The sequence below is a fragment of the bacterium genome (assembly GCA_023150945.1).
GTDB lineage: Bacteria > Zhuqueibacterota > Zhuqueibacteria > Zhuqueibacterales > Zhuqueibacteraceae > Coneutiohabitans.
Genome location: JAKLJX010000001.1, coordinates 104,224 through 129,179 on the forward strand (window position 1 = coordinate 104,224; position 24,956 = coordinate 129,179).

Consider the following 24,956-nt stretch of genomic DNA (forward strand, 5'->3'; position numbering starts at 1 on the left):
AACAAACGATCATGAGTGCTGCACACCTCCTCGTTGTCGATGATGAGCCCAATCTTCGCCGCTCCCTCGAGATGATTTTGCAGAGCGCCGGCTATGGCGTGACGCTGGCGGCCTCGGCCGCCGAAGCGGAAAAGCATCTGGCCGAACGGCCGTTCGATCTCATGCTGCTCGACCTCGTCATGCCGGAGACCGACGGCCTGCAGTTCCTGCACGCGCTCAAGGACCTGCCACACCGGCCGGTGGTAGTGATGATTTCTGGCAACGCCACGATTCCCAACGCCGTGGCCGCCACGCGCGCGGGCGCGTATGATTTCATCGAAAAGCCGATCGCGAAAGAGAAGCTGTTGCTCACGGTCAAAAACGCGCTGGCGCAGCACCGGCTCGCCGAGGAGAATGCGCGCTTGCGCCGCGAACTCGCTGCCGGCTTCGCAATGTTGGGCGACAGTCCCGCCCTGCAGAGGGTGCGCGAGCAAATCATGCGGGTGGCGCCGGCCACCACGCGCGTGCTCATTCTCGGGGAGAGCGGCACCGGCAAAGAACTGGCCGCGCGCGCCCTTCACGAAGCGAGTGAGCGCAGCCGCGCCGCCTTCGTCAAGGTCAACTGTGCGGCGATCCCCGAGGATTTGATCGAGAGCGAATTGTTCGGCCATGAAAAGGGCGCTTTCACCGGCGCCACGACGCCGCGCGAAGGCAAATTCGAACTCGCTGATCGCGGCACGTTGTTCCTGGATGAAGTGGGCGACATGAGCCTGAAAGTGCAGGCCAAGGTGTTGCGGGTTTTGCAGGAAGGGGAATTCGAGCGGGTGGGTGGTTCACAAACGCGGCGCGTTGACGTGCGGGTGATTGCCGCCACCAACAAGAATCTCGAGGAGGAAGCGCGGCGCGGCCGGTTTCGCGAGGATTTGTGGTATCGCTTGAACGTGGTGCCGATATTGATGCCGCCACTGCGCGAACGGCGCGGGGACATTCCCCTGCTGATTGCGCACTTTGTCGCGCGTTTCTGCCAGGAGAATGGTTTCAAACTCAAGTATATCGCGCCGGAGGCCGTCGCCAAACTGACACAATACGCCTGGCCCGGCAACATCCGCGAGCTGAAGAATGCGATCGAGCGGCTGGTGATCATGACACCGCACGAGACCATCACGCCGGCAGATTTGCCGCTCGCGCTGCAAACGCCGCACGGCGGCTCGCGGCCGGCGGTGCCGCTCGGCACCTCGCTGGAAGAGGTACGCAAGCAGGCCGAGCGCGACTACATCCTGGCCTGCCTGCAATCGGTCGAAGGCAATGTCACGCGCGCCGCTCAATTGCTGGGCCTGGAACGCAGCCATCTCTACAAAAAAATGAAAGCGTTGGGTTTGCAGATTTGACCTTCTTACAATTTTGTTGTTGCAGAAAAACCGCCTCCCCGCGGCGTTTTTCTCCCAAAGAAAGCCTTGCATTTGAGTGACGCCCGTCTATATTTGTCGCAGTTCTTGTGTTGTGGGGCAACCGCAGTCTGATCACCTCCGTTTTGATCACCTCCCATACCGAAACGAATTCATTTCGCCGCCCGCATCAATCGCTATCTGCTTGCTGCCCAACATGTCCAGCCATTCCGCGGTCCATTCTCCCCGAAGAAAGAAGCGCCACGCGCGGCGGCGCCGGGACGTTCATCGCCGGCGCTCGCGGCGCAGCGCAGAAGCAGCAGTGGCAAGGCCGCAGCCGCCGGGCGGCAAACACAACCTTCGTGCACCTTCCGCCATTCATTCGCGACCAGCGCGCCTCCAGCCTGGGCATCCGCGGCGCTTCGGTTTACCGGCGCAGCGTTTGGTATTGCTGTGGCTCATGCTGCTGGTTGCCAGCATTCACGAGTTGCCGGTGTCGCAGCCGCCGGTTGCAACTCTTCCAATTGCAGCCAAGCCCAAGGGTACACCGCAAATCCCATCTGCCGCTCAAGTGCCCAAACTCGCGCCCGCCGCACCCGCCGCCGGATTGGCTGAGCAGCCGCGCCGATTCAAATTGGATCTCAGCATTCCAACGGCACTCGCGCAACCGCGCAGCCAGCCCGCTGCGCCCGCGCTGGCGTACCCGCCTTTGCTGCAACCACGAACCCAGCGCTTGCGCGAACCTCTGTTTTCGCCCAATCGCGAATTGACCGGCGCTGGCTCGAACATTCGCTGGGAGCGGCTGGCTTTGGTGCAAACCGCCACACTGGGAATCGGCGGCTATGGTTTTGTGAAATACAACGGCCTGTTTGGCCGCGTCGGTCAGCCGTTCAAAATCGGCAACGATTTGACCAAGGATCACACGCTGGTCTTCGATGAGCTGCTGCATTTTCAAGGCAGCTATCGCATCACCCAGGCGGTGTCGGGCATTTACAATTGGGCGGGTGTGCCGCCGGCCACTGCCGACTGGATTGGCGCCGGGACTTCGGCGCTGGTGATGACCGCGCTCGAGTATGTCGACGGACGCCGCTTGCATGATGAAGCCAGCTATTCCGATCTCGTTGCAAATTTTGCCGGCATCGGCTTTGCACTGGCAAAATCGCGCGTGGGGTTTCTGCAGGATTTTGATCTGCGCTTCAGCTATCTCACCCCGGCTGATCCCTTTCGCCACCAGACGGTGAAACGCTACGAGCGCATGACGCACTGGCTCACCTACGATCTCAACCGCAAATTCGGCCTGCCGCTCCATCTCGGATTCGGTTATGGCGTGCGCCGTCCGTTCCGGCCGCAAGTCACCCCGCAATACTTCGTGGGCATCGGCCTTTCGCCCATTACACTGCTCTCACAAATCTCTCCGCCGCTCGCGAAACCGCTGGAGTTTCTGCGGCTCTATCATTTCGGGAATCGTTTGCAGATTTAGACATTCGGCCGTTCAGCAGCAGCAAGGCGGCGACGGGTCGATGAATACGATTCATGGCCGCCAAGACATGGCGCGAGCGAGAGTCGAATATTGCGCCCCGCAGCGCGTGCCTTGACTTTCTCAGTCTTTCTCCTATATTGTCGCGCAAAGTTGGGAGCCTTCCCATGCCGAACACCGAAAACACATCCAAGACGATCCCATCCGGTGCTGCGCCGGAATTGTCCCATTTGCTCGTGTTTGCCGAAGTCCTCAATCAGCAAAACGAGTTCTCCGAAATCCTGCGCGTCACCACGCAACAAGCCGCGGTGCTGCTGCATGCGGACCTCGCAATGCTCTTCATGATCAATCCACGGACACGGCATTCGGTAAAAACGCTGTACCATAGCGGCGACCTTGCCGCGGCGCCGCGCTATCATACGATGCACCAGCAACTCGCCGGCTGGGTGATGACCAACCGCCGACCGTTGTTGAGCGCGGATCTCGCCGACGATGAGCGTTTTGCAGGCTCGCGCGGCAGCGATGTGGTGTTGCACGCAGTCCTGTGCGTGCCGTTGAAAATCGAGGGGTTGATCATCGGCTCGCTGTTGCTCGCGCAGCAAAACAAAGCGCGCGGTTTTACGGAAAATGACTTGTTGTATCTGGAAAAACTTGCGTTCGTGGCCGCGCCGTATTTGCGCAATGCACAAAAAATCGCCGAGTATTTTGAAACGCCTCTGCCCGCCGCCGCCTTGCTCGCCAAGTATCGGCATGTGGGCTTGATCGGCAAAAGCGCGAAGTTCGTTGAACTGCTGAAAACCATCGAGGCTGCGGCGCGCTGCGAGGTACGCGTGTTGCTCGAAGGTCAAACCGGCACGGGCAAGGAATTGGTCGCGCGCGCGATTCATCGATTTAGCGCCCGCCAAGCGCAGCCATTCATCGCAATGGACTGCGGCGCCATTCCTGAAAACTTGATCGAGAGCGAGTTGTTCGGCCACGTGAAGGGCGCTTTCACCGGCGCGCAGCAAGAGCGCAAAGGCTTGTTCGAAGAGGCGCAACGCGGCACCCTGTTCATGGATGAAGTCGCAAACTTGCCGCTGATTTTGCAGACGAAATTCATGCGCGTGCTGGAACAAAATGAAATTCGCCCGCTTGGCGGCAATGCTGCGCGCAAGATCGACGTGCGCCTCATTGCCGCTTCCAGCCGCTCGTTGCGGGAATTGGTCGAGCAACAACTCTTTCGCGAGGATTTGTATTATCGCTTGCACGTGTATCCCATCGCCATTCCCGCTCTGCACGAACGCCGCGACGACATTCCGCTGCTCGCCGAACACTTCCTGCAAGCCGCGGCGCAGCAACAGGGCAAGCATGCGGAAGTATTTCATGAGGCGTTGACCGAATTCATGTGTGAGCGCAATTGGCCCGGCAATGTGCGCGAGCTCGAAAATTTTGTGGAACGGCTGGTGACGCTGGCGGCGCCGGCGAGCAAAATCCTCACCCCGGAAATTCTGCCGCAGGATCTCAAAACCGAGTTCATGCGCTTTCACACCGCAGGGCAACATGCGCCCACGGCGCATTCGCTCGCGGAAAACGTTGCCGCATATGAAGCAAAGCTCATTCGGGAAGCGCTGGCGTCGGCGAATTGGAATCAATCGCAAGCCGCACGCCAACTGCGTATGCCCGTGCAAACGCTGCAATATCGCATGCACAAGCTCGGGATTGTCAAAGGCGGTTAGTCGCGTGCGACGCTCTTGAACTTGCACAAAGGCGCCGGACTTGGCATTTCAAATTCGTTCAGCTCGAGTCGCGCGTGGGGTCCTCCCTTTACTGATAAAAGCATGACCGGCAAAACCATCTCACACTATTCTATTGTTGAAAAACTCGGTGAAGGCGGCATGGGCGTGGTGTATAAAGCCGAAGACCTGCGCCTCGGCCGCTTCGTCGTGCTCAAATTTCTCGCGCCCCATCTCACCCGCGACGCGCACGCGCTCGAACGCTTCATCAACGAAGCCAAAACCGCCTCGAGCCTCGATCATCCCAACATCTGCACCATCTATGAAATCGGCGAAACCGAAGACGAGCGCGTGTTCATTGCCATGGCGTATTACGAAGGGGAGACGCTGGCGCAGCAAGTGGCAAAGGGCAATTTGCAGTTGGAGCGTGCGATTGAAATCGCTGCGCAGATTGGTAATGGCCTGGCCTGCGCGCATGAGGCGGGCATCACGCATCGCGACATCAAACCCGCGAATGTGATGATCACCAAACGCGGGGAAGTGAAGCTGCTCGACTTCGGATTGGCGAAGCTCGCAGGCCAGTCGCATTTCACCAAAACCGGCGCGACGCTCGGCACGGTCGCATACATGTCGCCCGAACAAGCGCAGGGCCTGCGAGTGGATCTGCGCACGGACATTTGGTCGCTCGGCGTGGTGCTCTATGAAATGCTCGCGGGCAAATTGCCGTTCGAGAGCGAATATGATCAGGCGGTACTGTATGCGATTGTGCATGTCGATCATGTGCCGCTTGCGAAGCTGCGGCCTGAGCTGCCTGCGCACCTTTCGGACGTGATCGACAAAGCGCTCGCGAAAAAGGCAGAGGCGCGCTATCAACGCATTGAAGATTTGCTCACGGATTTGCAGAAGCCAGTTGCGAAGAAAGCGCCAGTCCGCAACTTTACGAAGCTTTCAAAGCTGCGCAAAGTTCCTTCTCTCAAACGCTTCGTATGGATGAGCGGCATACTGGTTCTGCTCACGGTGCTGTTCTTCGGCGTGCAATATTGGCTCACCCCGCAGCAACCGCGCTTCAACTCGATTGCGGTGTTGCCATTGCAGAATCTCTCCGGCGATCCCGAGCAGGAATATTTTGCCGACGGCATGACTGAGGCGTTGATTGCGAATTTGGCAAAGATCAAATCGTTGCGGGTGATCTCACGCACTTCGATCATGACCTACAAAAACGCGCGCAAACCGCTGCCGGAAATTGCGAAAGCGTTGAACGTCGAGGCCGTGGTCGAAGGCTCGGTCGCGCTTGCGGAAGGTCGCGTACGCGTGACGGCACAATTGATCGATGCGGTGAGCGACCGTCATCTGTGGGTGGAGAATTACGACCGCAATCTGCGCGACGTGCTGGCATTGCAAAGCGAGGTGACGGAGGCCATTGTCAGCGAGCTGCGCATGCAGTTGACGCCGCAAGAACAGCAGCAGGTAACGAATGTGCGGCCGGTTGATCCGGAGGCATATCAACATTACTTGAAAGGTCGAGAGTATTTCAACAATATTGCTTTTGAAAAAGGCGTGGAGAGTTTTCAACAAGCGATTCTTCTTGATCCGGCCTTCGCGTCTGCTTATGCCGGCTTGGCAACATGTTATATTTGGTCAAGATTAGCGGGACCAGGTGGCGGCCCTCAGCCGAAAGAAGTTTATCCCAGAGCCAAAGCTGCAACTTTGAAGGCTCTTTCGTTGGATAAAAACTTGGGAGAAGCATACGCTGCGCTCGCGATGGTCAAATTCCTCTATGAGTGGGAGTGGGATAGCCCTGATCAAGATTTCAAGCGCGCGCTTTCCCTCGAACCGCAAAGTCCAACCATACTAGTGTGCTATTCACTCTATTTGAGAATTGCAGGCTCATTTGATGAAGGTATGAGCCTTCTTCAAAAAGCAATCGCACTTGATCCTCTATCACCGTCGTATAGCATGCTTCTGGGAAGAACCTATGGTCTGTCACGCCGTTACGATGAGAGCATTGCAAAGGTGCAACCTCTGCTGGAAGTTTATCCCAATCATTGGGCTGCGATTTATCAAATGGCGTGGAATTATTATTTCAAAGATATGCACAAAGAAGCGCTCGCCTATGCCGATCGAGGGCCGGAACTAACTCAGCGCATCTATATTTACGCGAGAACGGGCCGGCCTGAAGACGCCTTAAAACTTCTCGATGAGTTGCATGAACGGATGAAACACCAATACTATGACGCTTTTGCGGTCGCGCTAGCCTATACCGGATTGGGAGATTACAACAAGGCTTTTGAGTGGTTGGATCGGGCTTATCAGGAACGCGCCACGGATCTAGTGCTTCTAAATATCGAGCCTGCCCTCGATCCGATCCGTTCGGACCCGCGCTATGCGGAGTTGTGCCGGAAGATGGGCTTGGAAGAATGATTGCGGGTAGGACATGAGGTGGGCTCATCAAGAAGGTGGTTGATCTCTTCGCGCCGCGAGAGAGTTTTCAAGTTCCACAACAAAGCGCTGCCAAAGTTCCGGCAGGTTTTGCGCCAATGGCTTCAAGGGCGCCTCTTGCAAAGCGATGCCATAGCCATGAACGAAGAAGTGGCGAAAAGCGCGATACTCGTCAAGCGCATCGGAGAGATCCTGACTCATGAGTTCGTGCTCGACTGCCAAGGCTAATAAATCCTTGTGAGAAGTAGAGGATTCCGGCAAAGGAATTTGAAGAGATTTTAAAACGCGCTTCAGAAGATTTTCCATGCCGCTATAGGAATTGTGTAGACAAGTCGCAATTGCAGCCAATTCTACAAACGTTCTTCTTTTGCGACGTAACGTCTTTTCCAAAGCGCTCAAAGTAGCCTCGATGCGTTCCTTTTCCGCCGCAATCTCCCGCACAAGGTTATCCATAAATCTTGACTCCCGTTTCCTCCACAAGATCATTAAACAAAGTTTTCTGCGAAAGATCGACCAAATCAACCGGCTTAGAAAGATGGCGCATCAGTTCCCCATAAAATTTGAAAAACACTGCGGGGTTGATACCTTTAACGCCCAAATCAATGTCCCGCGCTTTGGCTGGATCGTGCAAGGAAGAGCCGAAAAGATAGATCGTGGACACGTCATATTTTCGTGCGCAAGCCAAGATAGCATTTCTATCAGATTCATTGAGTACGATATTTTCGCTCATAGCCTCATCTCGCGTTCTAAATCTTGGGCGGGATAATCGAACACGGCCACACCCTGCTTACCGAGCAATTTCATGAACGTTGGTATTGAATAGCCGGCCAAGTGCGCGGCTTGCTCTAAGGAGAGGCGGCCCAATTCATAAAGCTTTACCGCTAACCAAAATTGTGCTTCTTGCGCTTGTACTTCGTCGGGCAATTGCAATTGCAGCTCGCTTCGCATTTCGGATCTCCGTGTTTATCGTTGTTTGAATATAGCGAGAACCCCTTAGGATGGCAACGAGAAAATTTGGGGGAAAATCCTTAAGCCACGCTTCTGTCATCCACGATTCCAATCTCACCTTTTCTGCTTCCAAATTTTTAGAAGAACCCGTCCGTACCCTTCCAGATATTTTAAAGCCTAAAGCTCTATAAAACAAAGCACGTCTTTACGCTTCTAACTATTTGGAAACGTCTTTTCTGTTTCTATCCGAAAGAGATTGCGCCTCGCCGCGACGAGTTCAATAAAATCAGTGCGCTGCTGCAGGCATAATCCGTCCGTGACGATGGCACCATTGTTGAAAAACGAAAATCACCACGTGAGTGCTCTACTCTCTTAAACCTGCTGCGTACGTTTTCAATTCATCGTTTCATTAAGGAGGAGCCATGAAGCCTGCTACCGCTTTTAAAGTTTTCTTGTTGCCGATTCTGTTCAGCCACACGCTGTTCGCGCAACCGAGCCGCGTCGAAAGACATAGTTTCTTTTCCAATGCGCTCGGGTTGAGCAAGAATTACTACGTGTATCTGCCTGAGGGTTATGACACGGACACGGAGCGCTATCCGGTTGCCTATTTTTTGAGAGGGCATGAGTTTGAATTGTTCGATCCGGCAGCGCCTGGGCGAATTGGGGGAAGAAATTTACGGCATGTAGCTGATGACCTAATCGCGGCTGGGCAAATAGGAAAAGTGATTATTGTATGTCCCAGCACCGCGAGCGAAGACTACGACAACACGGTTCATTCTTGCGGTGTAAATATGCTCAAGCCTACTTTGCGTGCTGCCGAGGGCATCGGCACTGGGCGCTTCGAAGATTATTTTGTGCAAGATTTGATTCCTCATATCGACGCCACGTGGCGGACGATTGCCGATCGCGAGCATCGCGCCATCGACGGCTTTTCGCTGGGAGGATACAATTCCACAATGTTGAGCCTTCGGCATCCGGATTTGTTTATCTCCGTCGGTTCGTATGATGGCACCATCATGTGGTATAATCTCGACGATACGCGCCGGCCTGGGGCTGGGCCTGATGATCCCATCTGGTTTCTCACGGAGCCGTATTTCGATCCGGTTTTTGACAACCCGCGCAATGTGCCATATATGCTATTGCATTCCGCTTCGAATATTCTGCGCGCAGCCGACGCCAGTCAGCTCGAAGATTTTAGAGAGATGAGGTTTCATGTATCCATGACACCTGCCGATAACGTGGGCAACCACAGCCGCAACAAGCAAATGATCAGCATCTTCTTGGAAAAAGGCATTCGCAACAGCTTCAACAATCCCGTTCTCGCACCGAATGCGGTGCATGACTTCGGTTTTGCAGACATGCACGCCGCCGTTTCGTTGGTGAGGCATTGGCAGGCGTTCATTGGCCACAAACTCAACGCGCCATTGGCTGCCGAGCTTGGTGTGGTCGCGGTCGGAGAAACGGATACGACCGAGTTGGTATTGTTCAATTATGATGTTGCCTCGCTCGCGATTTCAGCGTGGGCGACGAACAGTTCTGAATTCAGCGCCATTACAGCATTGCCCGTTTCACTTGCAGGAAAATACGATACGCTCAGCTTCAAAATCACATTCTCACCCACCGCTCATGGTGTGTTGAGCGACATCCTGACGATTACGAGCAATGATGCCGCTAATCCAATTACGCGACTTGCTCTGCAGGGACGAGGGTTGCTGCTCGGCCAGGCAGAAATTGAAAATGTTTATGCCGCGAATAGCAGCGCGACAAGCCAGTTGTTCACCATGAATCGCGCAAACGGCGCGGCGACACCAATCGCCACAACGGGTGTCGGCGCAATTCGTGGACTGGCAATTCACCCACAAACAAAGGAGCTTTATGCCACAGTTCCGGCTTCGTCGACAACTAGTTTATATCGTCTGAGTAGCGAATACGGCGAAGCTTTATTGCTGGCAACCATTCCTGTCGGGCAAATTCGCGGCATCACATTTCGAGCCGACGGCGCCCTCTTTGGCATCAGCGCAACCGGAAGATTTTATGAGATCACGCCATCAACCGGCGCGGCAAATCAGATCGGTTCGACTACAGCAGGTCTGTTGTATTCCGGGCTGTCACTGAACCCCAAGACCGGAAAGTTGTACGCATCGCATGTTGCGCAAGATCGCATCTATACGATCGATCCCAACACCGGCGCTGCTACATTGGTCGGTTCAACCGGTCTGGGTGGAAATAATCCAGCGCTCGCCTTCGGTCCGGACGGCACGTTGTACGCCGTCACAAGCACGAACAATTTCATTCGCATTGATACGAGCAATGCGACAGGAACGGTTCTTGGACCCGTTGGCGTCACCGGCATGTCTGCGTTGGCGATGCGAACGGATTCTGCGACCGTGAAGGTTGATGATCGCGAAAGCTCTGTGATGGCACGCGCTCATCAGCTTTATCAAAACTATCCCAACCCCTTCAATCCTTCGACGACGATCCGCTATTCATTAGCGCAAACCGAACAAGTGTCGCTGAGAATTTTTAATCTTGCCGGGCAAGAAATTGCAACACTGATTGAAGGCAAACAGGGCGCGGGCGAGCATCGCGTGCAATGGCATGCAGAAGGCGCACCGAGCGGCGTCTATTTTTATCGCTTGCAGGCGGGCGAGAAGGTAGAAACGCGGAAGATGATTTTGATGCAGTGAGGGCAGGGAGCCAGGGGCAATAGGCAGATTGAATTTGTCGCCGCAATCTTCATGAGCGGATCAGGAGAGGTTGTTCTGATCCGCTCCGGTCCGCGATAAGTGGATTGGTGCAGGAAGATTGGGTTGAGAAACGAATTGCTGGGTAGAGCGTGAGGCAAGAGCATCAAGAAGGCAATTGACCTCTTCGTGTGGCGAGAACGCTTTCAAGTTCCGCAATGAAGCGCTGCCAAAGCTCGGGCAGGTTTTGCGCCAATGGCTTCAAGGGCGCCTCTTGCAAAGCGATGCCATAGCCATGAACGAAGAAATGCCGGAAGGCGCGATACTCGTCGAGCGCATCGGAAAGTTCCTGACTTATGAGTCTGTGTTCAACTGCCAAACCCAACAAATCCTTATGGGAGGTTGAGGAATCCGGCAAAGGAATTTGAAGGGATTTTAAAACGCGCTTCAGAAGATTTTCCATGCCGCTATAGGAATTGTGTAAGCACGTTGCAATCGCGGCCAATTCTACAATCGTTCTTCTTTTGCGACGGAGCGTTTTTTCCAATGCGCTCAAAGTAGCGTCGACACGCTCCTTTTCCGCCGCAATTTCCCGCAAAAGATCATCCATAAATTTTGACGCCTCTTTCCTCCACCAACTCATTGAACAAAGTTTTCTGCGACAAATCGACCACGTCCACCGGCTTGGAGAGGTGACGCATCAACTCACCATAAAACTTGAAGAACAATGCCGGGTTGATACCCTTGACGCCCAAATCAATGTCGCGCGCCTGGGCTGGGTCATGCAATGAAGAGCCGAACAGATAGATCATTGCTACGTCATACTTGCGGGCGCAGGCAATGATGAAGTTCCTGTCGGCGTCATTGAGCAAAGTGGTTTTATTCATCGCTTTGTTTCGTGTTCCAACTTATCTTTTTCTTCCGGTTCCACCTCGGGACTTTCTTGCAAAGCGGCAAGAAAGTCCGCTTCATTGAAATCCTTCGCACGCGCCGCAAAAAAATTCATGGTTTCATAGCGGATGATTTCATTGGAAACAGAATTCACCAAGAGTTGCTGCAATGAAAGTCTTTCTTTCTGCGCAATCTCTTGAGCTTTCCGGTGATTTGCTTCGGGCAGGCTATCTTGAAGTTCAGACATGGAGCACCTCTTGCAAAAGACGCTTCGATCACGCAAGTGTCTAAAACGATTCTCGGCTGTATCATGGACAAAATATAGTGACAACGGCTTCGTATGGCAATGAGAAAATTTCACAGAAAACTTCCGCCGCTTCGCTTCTTCAACTGGCGTCTTTTGCTTTGGATTCGCAAATGGAACCGCCGGTCAAATCTTGGAGGGGAAACTGGGGCAGGAAAGTGAGGAGAGATTCGCAGCGTGCGCCAGGCTCACAGAAAGCCCAGCTCGAACTTCGCGACTTCGCTCATCATGCCGGGATGCCACTGTGGCTCCCACACGACTTGCACCCGCGCGTCTTTCACGCCTTCGACCGTCTTCACTTTGTTTTCTACATCGGGAGGAAGAGAACCAGCCACCGGGCACATCGGCGACGTCAGCGTCATTTGAATATCGACCTCGTGCGCATCATTGATATCGATGCTGTAGATCAAACCCAGTTGATAAATATTCACCGGAATTTCGGGATCGTAGCAGGTTTCGAGAACCTTGATGATCTCTTCCCGTAGCCGGGCTTTGTCGTTGCCGTTGTTCATGGTGAGGCTTTCCGCCGTTATTCCGTGGTGACCACCGCGCCGCTGTCGGCGAGCGCGGACATCAGAGTGTGCCAAGCCAGGCTGGCGCACTTGACGCGCAGCGGAAACTCCCGCACGCCCGCAAACACGGCCAGCCGGTCAAAGCCGGACAGATCGACGGCGCGAGTCGGATCACTGGTGATGAGCTGCAGAAACTTGCTGAACAGTTCCTGCGCCTCCGCCGTGGATTTCCCCTTCACCAGCGAAGTCATGATCGAGGCCGAGGCCTTGGAAATCGCGCAGCCCTGGCCGGTGAAGCGGATGTCCTGAATGACACCGTTTGCGACGATGAGAAACAGATGGATGCGGTCGCCGCATAGGGGATTGTAACCCTCCGCGGCGTGATTGGCCTGCGCCAGCTCGCCGAAGTTGCGCGGGCTTTTGTTGTGGTCGAGAATGACTTGTTGATAAAGTTCGCGAAGCTCGTCCATGGCTGTTCCTCGTCGGGTCGCGGCGGCGGGCTGAGCCGCCGCTCAGGCGGTCATGAGCTTGATCACTTTGTGCAGGCCCTCCACCAATACGTCGATCTCGGCCTTGGTGTTGTAGAAGGCGAAAGAGGCACGCGAAGTCGCCGGAATGTTGAAAAACTCCATCACCGGCTGGGTGCAGTGATGGCCGGTGCGAACGGCAATGCCGTCGCGGTCGAGGATGGTGCCGACATCGTGGGGATGAACACCGTCGAGCACGAACGACACCACGCTCGCCTTTGCCCGTGCCGTGCCGATCACGCGCAGCGGCTTGATGGTGGCCAGGGCTGCGGTGGCATATTCCAGCAGCTCGTGCTCATGCGCGGCGATTTTGTCATAGCCCAGGCTGGTGAGATACTCCAGGGCCTTGGCCAGCCCCACCGCGCCGGCGATATCCGGCGTGCCGGCTTCGAAGCGATAGGGCAAATCATTGTAAGTCGTCTTGGCAAAGGTGACGGACTTGATCATGTCGCCGCCGCCCTGGTAGGGCGCCATTTTTTCCAGCATGGCTTCCTTGCCGTACAGCACGCCGATGCCGGTTGGCCCGAAAACCTTGTGGCCGGAGAAGGTGTAGAAATCGCAATCGAGAGCGGCGACGTCCACCGCTTGATGCGGCACCGCCTGCGCGCCATCCACGAGCACCGGCGCCTTCCACTCATGTGCCAGTTGGATCAAGCGTGCGATCGGGTTGATGGTGCCCAGCGAGTTGGAGACGTGCACGCACGCGACGAATTTGGTTTTGGGATTGAACAGCTTGACCGCCTCCTCCCAAATCCACTCGCCGGCGGAGTTGATGGGGATCACGCGCAGCTTTGCCCCGGTTTCCTCGCACAGCAACTGCCACGGTACGATGTTGGAGTGATGCTCCATCGCGGTAATGATGATCTCATCGCCCGGCCGCAGGTGCCGCCGGCCATAGCTGTGCGCGACGAGATTGATACCTTCGGTCGTGCCGCGCACAAAGATGATCTCGCGGGTCGAAGCCGCACCCAGAAATCGGCGCGTTGTTTCGCGCGCGCCCTCGTAGGCTTGCGTGGCGGCCTCGCTGAGATAGTGCACGCCGCGATGGACGTTGGCATTTTGCGCCTGGTAGTAATGTACCAGCGCGTCGATCACCGCTTGCGGTTTTTGCGAAGTGGCGGCGTTGTCGAGATAGACCAGCGGCTTGCCGCGCACTTTGCTCTGCAGAATCGGAAAATCGCGGCGAATCCGTTCCACCTCGAGGCGGGCGGCGGTTGACTGCGGGCTTAGATTGGCTCCCGGAACGAAAGCGGCCATGCCATGCTCACATGCTTTGGTCGGTGCGCAGGCAGGCATTCACCAAATTCTCGGCATGCGCCCGCACCGGGTCGGATTTGATGCGATTGATGATTTCACTGGCGTAGGCAAAGCGCAACAGCGATTGCGCCTCTTCGGCGCCGATGCCGCGGCTGCGCAGATAGAAGACGGCGTCTTCATCGAGCTGGCCGACGCTGGCGCCGTGGCTGCACTTCACGTCGTCTGCGAAAATCTCCAACTGCGGTTTGGTGTCGATCACAGCCTCATTGGAGAGCAGCAGACACTGGTTTTGCTGGTAAGCGTTGGTCTTCTGCGCATCCTTGTGCACCATCACTTTGCCGTTGAACACGCCATGGGCCTTGTCCGCCAGAATGCCCTTGTAATGCTCGTTGCTCGGACAGTTCGGCATCAGGTGGTCGATGAGCGTGTGGTTGTCGATCAATTGCTCGCCCGCACCGTGATAGAAACCGTAGAGGTTGCCCTCGCAATGTTGCTCCCGCAGCCGCAGGTTGAAATTGTTGCGCACCAGCCGGCCGCCGAGATCGATGCTGACCGAGGTGTAGACGCTGTCGCGCGCCAACTGCACTTCGCGCGTCGCGAGATGGAAGGCCTGGCGGCCTTCATTCTGCAGGCGCACGTGTTCGACGATCGCTTTGCTGCCGACCACGATTTCAGTGACGATGTTGTTGAAGTAGACGCCGTTGCCGAGGCTGCCGTAGCTCTCGACGATCTCGACCTGGCTGTCCTCGCCGGCCAAAATCAGGTTGCGCGGATGCGCTACAAACGAGTTGTTGCCCTCGCCGGCGGAGAGATAAAGCAGGTGAATCGGCTCGGCCAGCGCCAGGCGGCGCGGCACTTTCACAAACGCACCGTCGTGGGCAAAGGCGGTGTTCAGGGCGATGAAAGGCTCTTGTTCATAGTTGGCGTATTGGGCGAGATGCTCGCCGGCCAGGCCGGGGTCGCGCCGCAGTGCGTGCGCGAGATTCTCGACCACCAATCCCTTTGCCTTCGACACCAAGCGCGAGCGCTCCGGCAGGAAGCGACCGTTCACGAACACCAGCAGGTTGTGCGTGCCTTCCGGAATTTCGCAGGCCGCCACCTGCGCCGGCGTCAGGCTGGCAGGCTCGGTGACGAGATTGAAGGTGTGTTCGAGCAAAGGCGCGAGATTCGTGTACTTCCATTCCTCGTGGCGCGTGGTGGGAAAGCCCAATTCGGCGAAATGCGCCAGGGCCTCGCGCCGGGTTTGATGAAAGGGCAGCGCGGCGCCGCCGTTCAACTTGCTTTCGAAAAAATCGAAATAGGAGAGATACCACGCCTTGGCATCGGTATATTGCAGCGTTTTGGATTCCATGTTTATCAACCTGTCAAGAGTTTCCCGCAGCGCAGAGGGTGCGGTGCCTGCCGCCGCTGTGACTTCACCGCCGGCGGAGTCCGGTGGTGGTATCGGCCTCAGGCGGCCTCGTTTTCCATCATTTCGTCGCGCACCCAGTCGTAGCCGTGCTCTTCGAGCTTGAGCGCCAGCTCCTTGTTGCCGGATTCCGCGATGCGGCCCTGCACCAGCACGTGCACGAAATCAGGGACGATGTAGTTCAGCAGGCGTTGATAGTGCGTCACCACCACGATCGCATTGTCCTTGCTGCGCAGCTTGTTGACGCCGTTGGCAACCACGCGCAGCGCGTCGATATCCAGGCCCGAGTCGGTTTCATCGAGAATGGCGAGAGAGGGCTCCAGCATCGCCATTTGGAAGATTTCGTTGCGCTTCTTTTCGCCGCCGGAAAAGCCTTCATTGACAGCGCGGCTGAGCAGTTTTTCATCGATGTGCACCAGCCGCATCTTCGCCTTCATCGTGCTGAGAAATTCCATCGCATCGACCGGCGGCAGGCCGCGGTATTCCCGGATGTCGTTGAGCGCGGTTTTCAGAAAATTCGCCATGCTCACCCCGGGAATCTCCACGGGATACTGAAACGCCAGGAACACGCCCTCGCGCGCGCGCTCTTCCGGCGCCAGGGCGAGCAGGTCCCTGCCTTTGTAAATCACTGCGCCGGCGTCGAGGTCATAGCCTTCGCGCCCGGCCAGCACATTCGCGAGCGTACTCTTGCCGGAGCCGTTCGGCCCCATGATCGCATGCACTTCGCCGGCCTTCACTTCGAGATCCAGGCCGCGCAAAATCTTGCTGCCATTGACGGAAACTTCCAACCCTTTGATGCTCAACATGCTTTCACGTCCCTGCTTGCTAGTCTTGTGATGGTATGCCTTCATTCGCCAGGCGGCGGAGGGCGGGCTTTGCGTGATGGTGCCTTGCCGCGCCCGCCGGCCTCTTAACCAAATTGCTTCTGTAGCGGCCCAGCCGTTGCATTGAAAACCTCGGAGATGCCACTGTGCTCGATGACTTGGCCACCTCGGCTCAGCCGAGCGTGGTACATCCTCGGAGGGACATCAATTATCCCACGCTGCCTTCCAGGCTGATGGCCAGCAGCTTCTGCGCTTCCACAGCAAACTCCATCGGCAACTCCTTGAACACTTCCTTGCAATAGCCGTTGACGATCAGCGCCACCGCGTTTTCCATCGAGATGCCGCGCTGGTGGCAGTAGAACAACTGGTCTTCGCCGATCTTGGAGGTGGTGGCTTCATGCTCGATTTTCGCGGTCTTGTTGGCGACTTCGAGATAGGGGAAAGTGTGCGCCCCGCACTGGTCGCCGATGAGCAGCGAATCGCACTGCGAGAAGTTGCGCGCGTTTTCCGCTTTCGGGCCGACCCGCACCAGGCCGCGATAGGAGTTGTTGCTGCGGCCGGCGGAGATGCCCTTGGACACGATCGTGCTGCGCGTGTTCTTGCCGAGATGAATCATCTTCGTGCCGGTGTCCGCCTGCTGGCGGTTGTTGGTCACCGCCACGGAATAGAATTCGCCCACCGAATTGTCGCCCTTCAAAATCACGCTGGGATATTTCCAGGTGATCGCCGAGCCGGTTTCCACCTGCGTCCAGGAGATCTTGGCGTTCTCTTCCAGGCAGATGCCGCGCTTGGTGACGAAGTTGTAAATGCCGCCCTTGCCCTCGGCATCGCCGGGATACCAGTTCTGCACGGTGGAATATTTGACCGTCGCATTCTTGTGCGCCACCAGTTCCACCACAGCGGCGTGCAGTTGATTCTCATCGCGCATCGGGGCGGTACAGCCCTCGAGATAGCTGACGTATGCACCCTCTTCGGCGATGATCAGCGTGCGCTCGAACTGGCCGGTGTTGGCGGTGTTGATGCGAAAATACGTCGACAGCTCCATCGGACAACGCACGCCCTTGGGCACGAAGCAGAAGGAGCCGTCGCTGAACACCGCGGAATTCAAGGCCGCGAAGAAGTTGTCGGTGTAGGGCACCACCGAGCCGAGGTATTTTTGCACCAGCTCGGGGTGATGCTGCACCGCCTCTGAGAACGAGCAAAAGATGATGCCGAGCTTCGCCAGCTCCTTCTTGAAGGTGGTGGCGACCGACACGCTGTCCATCACCGCATCCACCGCCACGCCGGCGAGCAGCTTCTGCTCCTCCAGCGAAATGCCGAGCTTTTCGAAGGTCTCGCGCAGCTTGGGATCGACTTCATCCATGCTGCTGAGCTGCTTGCGCGCTTTGGGCGCGGCATAATAGATGATGTCTTGATAATTGATCGGCGGATAATGCACGTTGGGCCAGCGCGGCTCTTTCATCTTCTGCCACTGGCGAAACGCTTTCAGCCGCCATGCCAGCATGAACTCCGGCTCGTTTTTCTTGTGGGAGATCAGGCGGATGGTGTCTTCATGCAAGCCTTTGGGAGCGAGGTCGGTTTCGATATCCGTGTAGAATCCGTATTTGTATTCGCTCTTCGTCAGCTTTTCAATAGTGGAAATCTCGGTGCTCATGAGATGATTTCTCGGATTGGTGACACAGTGCCGGCGACGCGCAGGCGGCGGAACGACTCCGGGTTGCCTGCGCGTTCAGCAGGGAGTTCAACAGGCGCACGCGCCTCGGCCTCAGGCCTGGAACGAATGGCCGCAGCCGCAGGTGCGTTGTGCGTTGGGATTGGCAAAGGTGAAGCCGGACCCTTGCAGGCCGTCGGTGTAGTCCACGGTGGTGCCTTCCAGATACAGTGCGCTCTTCGAATCCAGCAGAATGCGCACCCCGTTGGACTCGATCACCTCGTCGTCTTCACGCGCCTCGTTGTCCAGCGTGAGAAAATAAGACAAACCGGAACAGCCGCCGCCTTGCACGCCCACGCGCAAAGACAGCTCCGCGCCGTGCTCCTGCGTTTCTTGTGCGATGATCTTCTTGACTTCCGACGCTGCTCGGGGGGTGAGGGTAACCACGGCAAACCTCCTTGGGTACGGTTGGGAAGAACGTTCTTCCGATTTCAAACACGGATTTGATACACTCTGCCGGCCGGGCTGGCGGGCTGGTTCAAGTCAGCCAGCGAAATGCCGTTGAGAAAGTTTTTGAACTCGATTTGAATCTTCATGAAAGGGTCGCTGATGTTGCAGACGCCCTCGCTGTATTGCACGCAGCGGCAATCTCCGCCGTCAGTGGCGCATTCCACGATGCCCAGCGGCCCATCGATGCATTCCACGATGTCCGCGACCGTGATCTTGTGCGCCGGCCGGCTCAGCACGTAACCGCCGCGTACGCCCTGCGTGCTCGTCAGAATGCCGGACTTGGTCATCTTTTGCAGGATCTTGGCCATCAACTCGTCGGAGATGCGGTAACGCTCCGCAATCTCCTTGGCCGTGCACAAATGCTCAGCTTCACGATTGAGCATGTGCTTCAATGCGATGATGGCATACTCGGCTTTGCGTGATAGCTTCAGCATGGGCCTTTTGTTTAAATCCGACTTTTTTGGTCGGGGATATGATACAAAAAAAGCCCCCGCAAGTCAAGGAGAAATTTTGAGGGCAGGGTATCGCCTCAGTCATGGGTGCAAACGTAGCGCAGGCGGCCCTGCTGCAGCAAGAATGATTTCTGCGCCACCCCTATTACAGCGACATTGCCAAACGCCGGCCGGAGAAGAGAAAGGCGGGGCGACATGCTAGGCAGGCGGGCGGAGGGCTGGGCCGCTTGCGCGAGGTGCGCAGGCGTCTTCTGTCTTCCGGCTTCTGAAAGCTTGCAGCTAACGGTCTGGCAGCGAGTGGATCCTGGGTGCATCTCCGGATGCGCGACCTGCCTGTCCGGTGGTGCGGGAGGCGGGAGAGAAACCCTGTCCGGCCCGCTCAGCCCGCATTCTGTAAGGCTCTCTGAATCTCTTGTTTGACCTGTGGCAGTCGTTCCGTAATCGCTCTCCAAACGAGATGATAATCCACGCCGAAGTAAAAGTGGATGAGCTTGTCCCTCGTGCCTGCCATTTCTCTCCATGGAATTTGAGGATACGTTTGGCGTATCTCATCAGGAATCTGTTTCACTGCTTCCCCCATGATTTCGAGTTTTCGCATGACAGCACTGGTAGTCTTGTCATCAGTTTGGAATGAATCCAGATCCATTCCTGCGATGAAGCCTTCGATGCTCTCTATCGCTGCCAGAATATCCTTCAAGTACAGCGTATAGTCTCTCATATGGTCACAACCTGATGCAAGACGTATTCTCGCAGTTCTGCGCGCAGGGCTCGTTTGGGAACGACGTCTACACGCCGCTGGAAAACCTCTTCCAAAAACAATGACAATCCCATCAAGTCGAACAAGTCCGCGCTGTCTTCAAACTCTGTCAAGAGATCTATATCACTGCTTGCTCCCTGTTCTCCTCGAGCAAAAGAGCCAAACAGTCCGATTTCCTTCACTTTAAAGCGTGCAGTGATGGTGGGTTTCAATTCTCTCAATTTGGTCAGAATATCTTGTGGATTCATGAGATCTTTCTCGCACGTCATTGTCCTGTTGATCCGCTGACAGCGGCAAGTACAGTCTAGCGAGTTTGCACTCACTTTGATCGAAGACAAAACTTCGGAGGTATCATCGAAATGAATTTCATGCTCGATTCGCCGGATCCGCGCCAGGCTGTCTGTACACCCAAGTCATAGCTTGCGAAACGCGACTGCCCGAATATTTAGAGGTAGCTTGCGGGAAAGACCTTCTCCGTTTCCCTGTCTTTGAATCGCCGAATCGTGCGGAAATATATAACGCCGAACGTCAAATGTCAAAGGTTACATCAACGCGCCAGGCGTCTGTTGCAGGGTAGCCTCGCTTGAATGCTCAGCTCAATGATGATGGGTTCATAATCTCACCGTTTGCGCTGCTTTCCAGGGCGCCGGCTTCTTCCGGCGCCCTGGCTGCAAAGAGCCGCTATTGCGCCGCGGGCTTGGCGTAGAAGTCAATCACCTGCTCGATGGCAGCACGGCAGACCGGATCAAAATCCACCAGGCTCAACGAGAACATGCGGCAATCCGGGCTCGGGCGATAGAGACCGCGCGCTTGGTAGCCTGCGCCCTCGAACGCACCGACTTTGCCGGCATACTTCGCGTTTTTCAAAATCTCCTCCTGGCGCTTGATCAGCGGTTCGCGCTTGGCATAATAGTCCGGCGCGAGACGATCGAGCTTGGCGCGCACGCCGGCCAGGCTGTCATACTCCGATTTTTCCCACGGCGTGGGCAACGGCGTGCCGGGCAGCACAAACGCCTTCCATTTCAGGCTGGCGTGGTCCAGCAGCGCCGTCACATTCGGCTCCCACGGCTCGATTTCCTTCGAATAGAACTCCTCGTACGAAACCTGCGAGCTGTAGTACTCGTCGCCCAAGCCCGCGAAGGAATGGCCGAACTCATGCACATAGACGTAATCGCGCTGCCATTCCTGGCCGGGCTGATCGGAAGTCGCGAAGGTGGTGGTGTATAGACGATAGATGCCGCCGCCGCCGTAACGATTGTCATTCACCAAGATGTTGACGAAATCATAAGGCACCTGGCCGGCGAGGTCGCGCAGGGTTTTGTTCGCTTCGGTGAGCACGTAACGCGCCGAGCCAAAGGTGTTGTAGGCGGTGCCGAGCGCGCCGCTTTTCCAAACATTCGCATCGGGCTTGGAGATGCCAGATTCCTCCGAGATTACCTCGATCATCCACACGTTGAAATCCTGCCGGCGCTCTTTGAAAGGCGAGGTGGCAAACATGAGATCGTTGAAATGCCGGGCATCTTTGCGGAATTTCTCCAAGTCGGCGGCGCTGTAGCCGTCGCCGAGGATGACGAGATCGACCTTGGTGCTCGCTGGCCCGTTTTGCAGCAGCGGCGTGGCTTTGAATTGCGGCGTGCGCCGGCTGCGGTTGATCTGCGTGGGCGCATTGGGATCGATCACGCTCGAAAAAATCTCGCGAAAGTTCATCTGCTTGTCGCGGCGGGAAATGGTGAACTGAATCTTGCCTTTCGGCAGCGGCAGCAGCACGCTTTCGTGAAAGGTGCGCCACTGGCCCTGCGCGGCTGCGCCCGTGGTTTGCCATTCATTGAAAATGGTGGAATAGCCATAGGAGAAGATCAGCGTTGCGGTGGCGACATCATACACGCGCGCTTGATACTCGCCGCGGTTGAGATTGTCGATCAAGTTGTGCCGGCTGCCCGCCCATTCGCCTTCTTCATAGCATTGATCCAGGGCAATGGATTCCTGGCCTTTGGTGCCGGTGTGATAGAAATCCACCCGCAAAGTGCGGTTGTGAAACAGGCGGTCAAACGTCTGCGCGCCGGTGGTGGAGGTGAGCAGGAGCAAAATGCCAATCGCGGTGAAGCGGTTCATGGGGTTCCTTTCGGTTTTCTCTTGGTCGAATCTGGGGCTGTTAGAAACCGACTCAGCGAATCGGTTCATTTGTCTTTCATTCGGGGCAATTGAGTGAGGCTCGCGGCGTTGTGCCTGCGTCTTCAGATGAGCCTTTTTGAGGATGGCATTATCCGCAGCTCGCTCGCGTCCGCGATGGCCACCCAGCACCAACGGCCACGCTATTCCTGCTTGGACAGATTACCCTTGGGCCCGCCAAACACGCGAAAGACACCAAAAAGGTTTTTCGCGTCTTTTCGTGTATTTCGTGGGCAATGGGTTTGAATGTGTTCAGGTAGAGCTATTCGCCGGCCAGGATTTCCGGTGGCAGCTCCAGTCCCTTCAGATGCAGCAATCGGCGGACGCGCTCGGCGCGCGGCAGCGGCAAGCCTGCGCGTGCCAACAGCCCTGCCGCCGCATTCGAGTCACGCGGCGGCGCGGCGGTATGGCCTTGCCACAGCTCGGCCGGCCGGCCATCGAAAATAATCTCGCCGGCATGCAACACCAGCACGCGCTCCGCCAGCGCCGCCACCAGATCCATGTCGTGGCTCACAATCACCACGGTTTTGCCGCGGCGGTGCCATTGCCGCAAAAGGCGCATCACTTCCCGCACGCCCGCGGCATCCAGGCTGGCCGTGGGTTCATCGAGAATGAGCATCTCGGGATTCATCGCCAGAATGCCGGCGAGCGCGACGCGGCGTTTTTCGCCTTCGCTCAAAGTCATGGGATGGCGCGGCAGGAATTCCGGCGGCAAGCCGACCTGCGCCAGGCCGGACTGTGTGGCTGCCAGCACTTGAGACGCAGCCAGCTTTTGTTGCCGCGGCCCAAAGCCGATGTCTTCCGCGACCGTCATGCCGAAAAGCTGCGCCTCGGGAAATTGGAATGCCAAGCCGATGCGCACGCGCAGTGCCGCCAGATCATAGCCGCGGCCATGAATGTCGGCGCCCTCCACCAGAATCTGGCCGGCAGTGGGCTTGAGCAAACCGTTGAACATTTGCATGAGCGTGGTCTTGCCCGAGCCGGATCTGCCCACGATTGCCAGCGACTCGGCTGCGCCAATCTTGAAATGCAAATGACGGAGGGCAAAAAACGGCGCGGCGCCGTTTTCTCCAAAGCGCTCGTACGCGAATGAAACATTGTGAAAGACAACTTCCATCGGATTCCTTGCTGGTCAGCGGTTGGGACTTTCGGTCGCCATGATTCGCCGGCCGGGACTCAGTTCCTGCAGATCAACTTCCGGCACCGACAGCCCCAGGCGGCGCAGCCGTTGAAATTCGGCAATGGCAAAATTGTCGGTCATGCCGGCGATGAAATCCGCAATCAGGCGCAGACGCCCGGCGGGTTCAAGGCTCGGCGGCGCGGCCACCAGTTGCGCCGAGGGCGGCAGCAGGCTGGCATCTGCGCGGTACAAGCGAAACAGCGTGCGCAAAACCTGGCGCGCATCTTCGTCGGCATGACGCACTTCCGGACGGAAGATGATGTGTTGATAAATGAACTTGTTGAGCTCGCGCTGCATGAGATCGACGGTTGCGCTGAAGCCGATGATCTCCTCCGTAAAGTGATGGCAGCGGCGCTCGCGCTGCTCGAAGGCTTGCACCCGCCGCAAGCTTTCTTCGATCAAATCAGTGACCAGCAGATCGACCAGGCCGTGAATCAGGCGGTTGCAATAGAGATAATGATTGTGACGCAGTTGCGCCAGGCCGCCTTGCTGGTGCACGAGCTGCACCAGCTCGAGCTCCGCGATTTCATCGAGGGCGACGAGCTCGGCGCGCAAGCCGTCTTCGAAATCATGCGTGCGCTGCGCCACCTCGTCAGCCACCGCCACCACCTGGCCCTCGAGCGTGCTGGCGGCCTCCTGCTCGAACGCCAGGCCGGCAGGATCGAAATCGGGATAGTGATACTGGCCGCGTTTCAAGCGAGTGTGTTTGAGAATGCCTTCGCGCACCGCGGCGGTAAGATTGAGACCGGGGAACGTGTATTTTTGTTCGAGCCAATCCACCACCCGCAGGGATTGATAATTGTGCTTGAAGCCGCCGGCCGCACGCGGGGCCGCGTCGCCCTCCAACGCATCCCGGCCCTGCAGAATCTCGTCCAGCACTCTTTCGCCGAGATGGCCGAAGGGCGTGTGGCCGAGATCATGGCCGAGGGCGATGGCCTCGACCAAATCCTCATTCAAGGCCAGGGCACGCGCCAGGGTGCGCGAGATCTGCGCGACTTCCAGGGTGTGCGTCATGCGGGTGCGAAAGTGATCGCCTTCGGTGATGAGAAAGACCTGGCGTTTGTGTTTCAACCGGCGAAAAGCGCGGGCATGCACCAGGCGGTCGCGGTCGCGCTGGAACGCGACGCGATAGGTGTGCTCGGGTTCGGGGTGGCGGCGGGTGGCGTGGGCGTCGCGATTGCGGCAGGCATAAGGCGCGAGCCATTGTTCCTCGCAGGCGAGCCAATCCATCCGGGTGCGAATGCGGTGAGTCATGTCAGCAGCGATTGGGTGGCAGGCACGCGGCCGCCGGTTTTGTGGTTGGCGTGTCGGTCACGGCTGATCCGAGAAGACTTCGGCGCTGAAATAGAGCAGCTCGGCCTTGGGATCCTGCCAGGCTTCTTCCGGCAGGCCGGCTTTGCGGCAAACGTGGCGCATGAACATGGCGGCATCCCAACGGCGTTGCGAGGCCACTTGCGGCAGCAGCAGGCCGTGGCGTTTGCCAAGACGGATCATCACGCCGTGTATGCCGATTTGCAGATCTTGCAGGCTGCGCAGCGGTTGCAGCGGTGTGATCACGGAAATCTCGATGCAGGTGCGGGGCAGTTCTTCCAGGCGCAACGGCTCGAAGCGCGGATCGTTGCAGGACGCGGCCACGGCCATCGCGCACACCGATTCCAGCAGCGGCCGGCTGTGCTCGATGCTGCCGATGCAGCCGCGCAACTCCTCGCCGACGTGCAAGCTGATGAACACCCCGGCGAGCGTCTGCGCCAATTCGGCATCCGCTGTGCCGGGCGCGGTGATCTCAGGCTCACCGCGGAGGCTGGCCCGGATGGCGTCGCGCGCGAGTTGCAGCAAAATGGCCTTTTGCCGGTCGGAGAGCATGGCTCGACCTCTCTGGCCTGCGGCAGA

25 protein-coding genes are annotated in these 24,956 nt (G+C 57.0%); 5 read left to right on the forward strand and 20 right to left on the reverse strand.

The annotated features are described in order from the left end of the window. Positions 1-11: 11 nt before the first annotated feature. From L6R21_00405 to L6R21_00420, 4 genes are all read left to right on the forward strand, one after another. Positions 12-1,367, forward strand: a complete 1,356-nt coding sequence (locus tag L6R21_00405) for a sigma-54 dependent transcriptional regulator (protein ID MCK6557634.1) — start codon at positions 12-14, stop codon at positions 1,365-1,367. Positions 1,368-1,806: 439 nt separating this feature from the next. After that, on the forward strand, positions 1,807-2,844 hold the full coding sequence (locus tag L6R21_00410; protein ID MCK6557635.1) for a hypothetical protein: 1,038 nt from the start codon (positions 1,807-1,809) through the stop codon (positions 2,842-2,844). 164 nt (positions 2,845-3,008) lie between these two features. Further along, positions 3,009-4,556 carry a sigma-54-dependent Fis family transcriptional regulator gene (locus L6R21_00415; GenBank protein ID MCK6557636.1) on the forward strand — a complete coding sequence of 516 codons (1,548 nt, stop codon included), beginning with the start codon at positions 3,009-3,011 and terminating at the stop codon, positions 4,554-4,556. A gap of 159 nt (positions 4,557-4,715) precedes the next feature. Further along, positions 4,716-6,974, forward strand: coding sequence for a protein kinase (locus tag L6R21_00420; protein MCK6557637.1), 2,259 nt, complete (start codon positions 4,716-4,718; stop codon positions 6,972-6,974). A 27-nt stretch (positions 6,975-7,001) separates the two neighbouring features. Here the strand turns inward: L6R21_00420 and L6R21_00425 are convergent, their stop codons facing one another. The 3 genes from L6R21_00425 to L6R21_00435 are packed head-to-tail and all read right to left on the reverse strand — an operon-like array spanning position 7,002 to position 7,940. Then, positions 7,002-7,445, reverse strand: a complete 444-nt coding sequence (locus tag L6R21_00425; protein ID MCK6557638.1) for a hypothetical protein — start codon at positions 7,443-7,445, stop codon at positions 7,002-7,004. Next, positions 7,438-7,722 (reverse strand): nucleotidyltransferase domain-containing protein, encoded by a 285-nt coding sequence (locus tag L6R21_00430; protein MCK6557639.1) that lies wholly within the window; start codon positions 7,720-7,722, stop codon positions 7,438-7,440. The genes L6R21_00425 and L6R21_00430 overlap by 8 nt, the downstream gene beginning before the upstream one ends. Then, positions 7,719-7,940 carry a UPF0175 family protein gene (locus L6R21_00435; GenBank protein ID MCK6557640.1) on the reverse strand — a complete coding sequence of 74 codons (222 nt, stop codon included), beginning with the start codon at positions 7,938-7,940 and terminating at the stop codon, positions 7,719-7,721. The genes L6R21_00430 and L6R21_00435 overlap by 4 nt, the downstream gene beginning before the upstream one ends. 422 nt (positions 7,941-8,362) lie before the next feature. On the opposite strand from L6R21_00435, the gene L6R21_00440 reads away from it, so the two are divergent. After that, the gene (locus tag L6R21_00440; protein ID MCK6557641.1) at positions 8,363-10,627 is read left to right on the forward strand and encodes a T9SS type A sorting domain-containing protein; all 2,265 of its coding nucleotides are present in this window, start codon (positions 8,363-8,365) and stop codon (positions 10,625-10,627) included. Between the two features lie 163 nt (positions 10,628-10,790). On the opposite strand, the gene L6R21_00445 is transcribed toward L6R21_00440, so the two are convergent. The 17 genes from L6R21_00445 to amrA form a co-directional block, all read right to left on the reverse strand. Continuing rightward, positions 10,791-11,234, reverse strand: coding sequence for a hypothetical protein (locus tag L6R21_00445; GenBank protein MCK6557642.1), 444 nt, complete (start codon positions 11,232-11,234; stop codon positions 10,791-10,793). Next, the gene (locus tag L6R21_00450; GenBank protein ID MCK6557643.1) at positions 11,227-11,511 is read right to left on the reverse strand and encodes a nucleotidyltransferase domain-containing protein; all 285 of its coding nucleotides are present in this window, start codon (positions 11,509-11,511) and stop codon (positions 11,227-11,229) included. The genes L6R21_00445 and L6R21_00450 overlap by 8 nt, the downstream gene beginning before the upstream one ends. After that, positions 11,508-11,762, reverse strand: a complete 255-nt coding sequence (locus L6R21_00455) for a hypothetical protein (protein ID MCK6557644.1) — start codon at positions 11,760-11,762, stop codon at positions 11,508-11,510. The genes L6R21_00450 and L6R21_00455 overlap by 4 nt, the downstream gene beginning before the upstream one ends. 245 nt (positions 11,763-12,007) lie before the next feature. Beyond that, positions 12,008-12,331, reverse strand: a complete 324-nt coding sequence (locus tag L6R21_00460) for a DUF59 domain-containing protein (GenBank protein ID MCK6557645.1) — start codon at positions 12,329-12,331, stop codon at positions 12,008-12,010. A 17-nt stretch (positions 12,332-12,348) separates the two neighbouring features. Beyond that, positions 12,349-12,801, reverse strand: a complete 453-nt coding sequence (locus L6R21_00465; protein MCK6557646.1) for an SUF system NifU family Fe-S cluster assembly protein — start codon at positions 12,799-12,801, stop codon at positions 12,349-12,351. A gap of 42 nt (positions 12,802-12,843) precedes the next feature. Beyond that, on the reverse strand, positions 12,844-14,115 hold the full coding sequence (locus L6R21_00470) for a cysteine desulfurase (GenBank protein ID MCK6557647.1): 1,272 nt from the start codon (positions 14,113-14,115) through the stop codon (positions 12,844-12,846). Positions 14,116-14,122: 7 nt separating this feature from the next. Beyond that, the gene (gene sufD, locus L6R21_00475) at positions 14,123-15,466 is read right to left on the reverse strand and encodes a Fe-S cluster assembly protein SufD (protein MCK6557648.1); all 1,344 of its coding nucleotides are present in this window, start codon (positions 15,464-15,466) and stop codon (positions 14,123-14,125) included. A gap of 98 nt (positions 15,467-15,564) precedes the next feature. Next, a complete protein-coding gene (gene sufC, locus L6R21_00480) occupies positions 15,565-16,329 on the reverse strand; it encodes a Fe-S cluster assembly ATPase SufC (protein ID MCK6557649.1) in 765 nt (254 codons plus the stop codon). Between the two features lie 226 nt (positions 16,330-16,555). Continuing rightward, the gene (gene sufB, locus L6R21_00485) at positions 16,556-18,001 is read right to left on the reverse strand and encodes a Fe-S cluster assembly protein SufB (GenBank protein MCK6557650.1); all 1,446 of its coding nucleotides are present in this window, start codon (positions 17,999-18,001) and stop codon (positions 16,556-16,558) included. 111 nt (positions 18,002-18,112) lie between these two features. Beyond that, entirely contained in the window at positions 18,113-18,445 is a 333-nt protein-coding gene (gene erpA, locus L6R21_00490) for an iron-sulfur cluster insertion protein ErpA (protein MCK6557651.1), read from the reverse strand. 44 nt (positions 18,446-18,489) lie between these two features. Next, entirely contained in the window at positions 18,490-18,942 is a 453-nt protein-coding gene (locus tag L6R21_00495; protein MCK6557652.1) for an Rrf2 family transcriptional regulator, read from the reverse strand. Between the two features lie 397 nt (positions 18,943-19,339). Then, on the reverse strand, positions 19,340-19,678 hold the full coding sequence (locus tag L6R21_00500; protein ID MCK6557653.1) for a DUF86 domain-containing protein: 339 nt from the start codon (positions 19,676-19,678) through the stop codon (positions 19,340-19,342). Further along, positions 19,675-19,965 (reverse strand): nucleotidyltransferase family protein, encoded by a 291-nt coding sequence (locus tag L6R21_00505; protein MCK6557654.1) that lies wholly within the window; start codon positions 19,963-19,965, stop codon positions 19,675-19,677. Before L6R21_00505 ends, L6R21_00500 begins: the two co-directional genes overlap by 4 nt. A 433-nt stretch (positions 19,966-20,398) precedes the next feature. After that, complete coding sequence (locus L6R21_00510; protein ID MCK6557655.1) at positions 20,399-21,829, reverse strand: IgA Peptidase M64; 1,431 nt, start codon at positions 21,827-21,829, stop codon at positions 20,399-20,401. Between the two features lie 319 nt (positions 21,830-22,148). Next, the gene (locus L6R21_00515) at positions 22,149-23,003 is read right to left on the reverse strand and encodes an ATP-binding cassette domain-containing protein (GenBank protein MCK6557656.1); all 855 of its coding nucleotides are present in this window, start codon (positions 23,001-23,003) and stop codon (positions 22,149-22,151) included. 15 nt (positions 23,004-23,018) lie between these two features. Then, positions 23,019-24,320 (reverse strand): dNTP triphosphohydrolase, encoded by a 1,302-nt coding sequence (gene dgt / locus L6R21_00520; protein MCK6557657.1) that lies wholly within the window; start codon positions 24,318-24,320, stop codon positions 23,019-23,021. A 57-nt stretch (positions 24,321-24,377) separates the two neighbouring features. Then, positions 24,378-24,929: an AmmeMemoRadiSam system protein A gene (amrA, locus tag L6R21_00525; GenBank protein MCK6557658.1), complete on the reverse strand. Its 552-nt coding sequence runs from the start codon at positions 24,927-24,929 to the stop codon at positions 24,378-24,380. Positions 24,930-24,956 lie beyond the last annotated feature (27 nt).